Source organism: Neobacillus drentensis (assembly GCF_036965425.1).
Lineage (GTDB): Bacteria > Bacillota > Bacilli > Bacillales > Cytobacillaceae > Neobacillus > Neobacillus drentensis_F.
Window position 1 is genome coordinate 1 of record NZ_JBALPP010000098.1, and the last position, 2,908, is coordinate 2,908.

2 protein-coding genes and 1 pseudogene are annotated in these 2,908 nt (G+C 31.6%); all 3 read left to right on the plus strand.

What is annotated here, in order from left to right:
- Positions 1-385 precede the first annotated feature (385 nt).
- Positions 386-1,669 carry an ABC transporter substrate-binding protein gene (locus V7161_RS21720; RefSeq protein ID WP_335714950.1) on the plus strand — a complete coding sequence of 428 codons (1,284 nt, stop codon included), beginning with the start codon at positions 386-388 and terminating at the stop codon, positions 1,667-1,669.
- 78 nt (positions 1,670-1,747) lie between these two features.
- Complete coding sequence (locus V7161_RS21725) at positions 1,748-2,626, plus strand: carbohydrate ABC transporter permease (RefSeq protein WP_335714951.1); 879 nt, start codon at positions 1,748-1,750, stop codon at positions 2,624-2,626.
- 4 nt (positions 2,627-2,630) lie between these two features.
- Positions 2,631-2,908, plus strand: a pseudogene (locus V7161_RS21730) (hypothetical protein); the annotation flags it as partial.

Below are 2,908 nucleotides of genomic sequence, written 5' to 3' on the forward strand. Positions count from 1 at the left end.
GTCTACCTCTGTGGCACTCCTTATAGCACTCATATTATTTACCATATATAAGCTTTCCTTTGGATTATTTTTCGTAAGCTTTTATGCTCTAGTTTCCACCTATTTTATTGAGAAGGTACTCAAAAGAAATATTAAAATTAAAACCTAGTAATAAATTTTAGATCAATACATGCCCTGGTCAAAAAAGATTCAGGCAGAATGTAGCAAATAAACGGCTATTTGTGATGCGTACCGAAATGGTGCGCTTATTTTTTTAATTCGGGCTTCCCTTTAATCAATTATGCTAGTTTAAATCAAGGATAATATAAATCNNNNAATATATATCATTCAATAAAAGTATAAAAATATTTAAAATTTAACTATAAAGTATGAAGGGGGAAAAAAAGTGGTTAAAAAGAAATTATTAAAAAAAATAAGCTTATCTTTAGTAACAGCAACATTACTAAGCACCATTGCTGTAGGGTGCTCAAATTCAAATAGCGCATCAACAGCTAGCGATAAAAAGGTAACACTAAAAATGGCTCTTTGGGGAGACGACGAGTATAAGTATATGACAGAAACTAATAAGATAGCAGATGCTTATAAAAAGGTGCATCCAAATGTGACTATTGAAGTGGAAAAAATTGCAAAAACCGAATATGACAATACAATGAAGATAAGAAGCACAGCAAATCAACTGCCAGATGTATTCCCAGTTAGACAAGCAAATCTTTCACTCTATGGTGATACTATGGTACCTTTAAATGATTTAAAGGCAACTGCAAACAATATATATGCTAAGGAAACTATGATTAAAGGAAATGTAATAGGGTTACCAGAAGCAGTATTTAATGAATTTGTTTATTACAACAAGAACATTTTCAAAGAATACAATTTAGAAATACCTAAGACTTGGGATGAGTTTATAAAGGTTTGTCAAACAATAAAAGATGGTAAGAAATATACACCACTTGCATTGGGCTTAAAGGATTCTTGGGTAAATTACCCATTAAATGAATATATGCCAATGCTTGAAGCAGGAGATGGACAATACTACAACAAGATGGCTACTAAGGATGACCCTTTTACAAAAGGACAACCATTCTATAATGCGTATACAAAGATTCAAAAATTGTATGATGCCAAGGTTTTTGGAGAAGATCCACTTGGCTATGGTTGGGATCAACAAAGAGCCATGTTTGTAGCCGGAAAAGCAGCTATGTTTGCAGCTGGCTCCTGGTATAAGAGTGATTATAACCAAAATGGAGGTAAGGATGAGAATTTAGGAGTTTTCTTATTACCAACAAGGAATAATGCCAGCGATCCATTCTACACTACTGCAATGACTGAATTCTTCTGGGGAATTCCTAAAACTAGTAAAAATCAAAAGGAAGCAAAAGAATTCCTTGAATGGTTCTTTGGTGATTATTATACTCAGCTTGCTACTACTATTAAAATAAAGCCTACAATGAATGGTGTAAGTTATAATGATAAATTCTTTGCTCAAGCCTTTGATGGTGTTGATGCTAAGTCAGTAACTGTTTTCTATGATGAGAAATATAACAAGGTAAAGAATGCCATGAAATTTGACGTTAATGGCATAGGTCAACAGATGATGGCAGGCAAAACTAGTTTAGATTCTATTATGAATGATTTAAATACACAATGGAAAAAAGCAAGAGGTAATTAAAAAATAATTAATTTAAGAAGAATAAGGTGCCTTTAGCTGCTTTATTCTTCTTTTAATTTGCAGGCTAGGAGGCGGGTTATGTTTAAAAATAATGTAAAGATGCAGAAGAACATAGTGCTAGTTACATTTTTATTTATTCCCACTATTTTAATAAGTTTATTTATGATTTACCCATTAATAAGGCTAGTAGCATTAAGCTTTACAAGCTGGGATGGACTGAGTCTTACAAAAACCTTTGTGGGATTAACAAATTTCAAGAAAATAATATTTGATTCACCGGAGGTATGGTTATCGCTAAAAAATAACGGTATATATTTTTTAGGGCATTTGCTTTTTATACCTATTGAATTATTTTTAGCATTTTTATTAGACAAAAGAGTTAGATACAGTAAGATGTTCAAAACTATTACATTTTTACCTTATATGATAAACACAGTTGCAGTTGCCTGTATGTTTATCTTTCTTTATAGCTCACAAGATGGAGTATTAAATAGTATGCTGCAGTTTTTTCATATGGATAAAATAGGATGGCTTAGCGACCCGGAAATTGTTAATTATTCTCTTACTGGAGTTTCTCTATGGAAATTTTCTGGTATCCATATAATACTTTTTTTAGCGGCATTTCAATCCCTTCAAACGGACATGCTTGAAGCTTCTATTATTGATGGAGCAAGCACCTTTAAACAGTTTTATCACATTGTATTACCAAATATAAAGCCTGTTGTTGAATTAGTATTATTTTTGAATGTGAGAGGAGCCTTGCAGATATTTGATATTCCTTATGTTATGACTAGCGGTGGTCCAAATCATGCTAGTGAAACTTTTACAGTACAAACAATAAATACTGCCTTTCAATATCAAAATTTTGGATTAGCCTGTGCAATGGCAATTGTATTGATGATAATAATAATAATTTTCTCCATTATTCAAAAAAAATTATTTAACTTAAAGGGGTGAAAAAATGGAAGCTAACTTAGAAATAAAAAAGGAAACCACTATTAATATTACAAGGAGATCTGTCAGTGGAGGTGGAGTACTAAAAATACTACTATTTATATTTATATCAGCTATAGTAATTTTGCCAATACTAATTACAGTTTTTGCATCATTTAAAAGCTTACCTCAGATTGGTTCAGAATCAGCACTTAAACCACCTGCTAGTCTTAACTTTGAAAATTATAAAGAGGTTCTTAAAAGCGCAAATGTGTTTGTTGGATTTAAAAATTCCATGATATTGGT

What these genes read in the sequence shown, in the direction of transcription:
- V7161_RS21725 (WP_335714951.1), top strand. Translation starts at nt 1,748, where the DNA reads ATGTTTAAAAATAATGTAAAGATGCAGAAGAACATAGTGCTAGTTACA.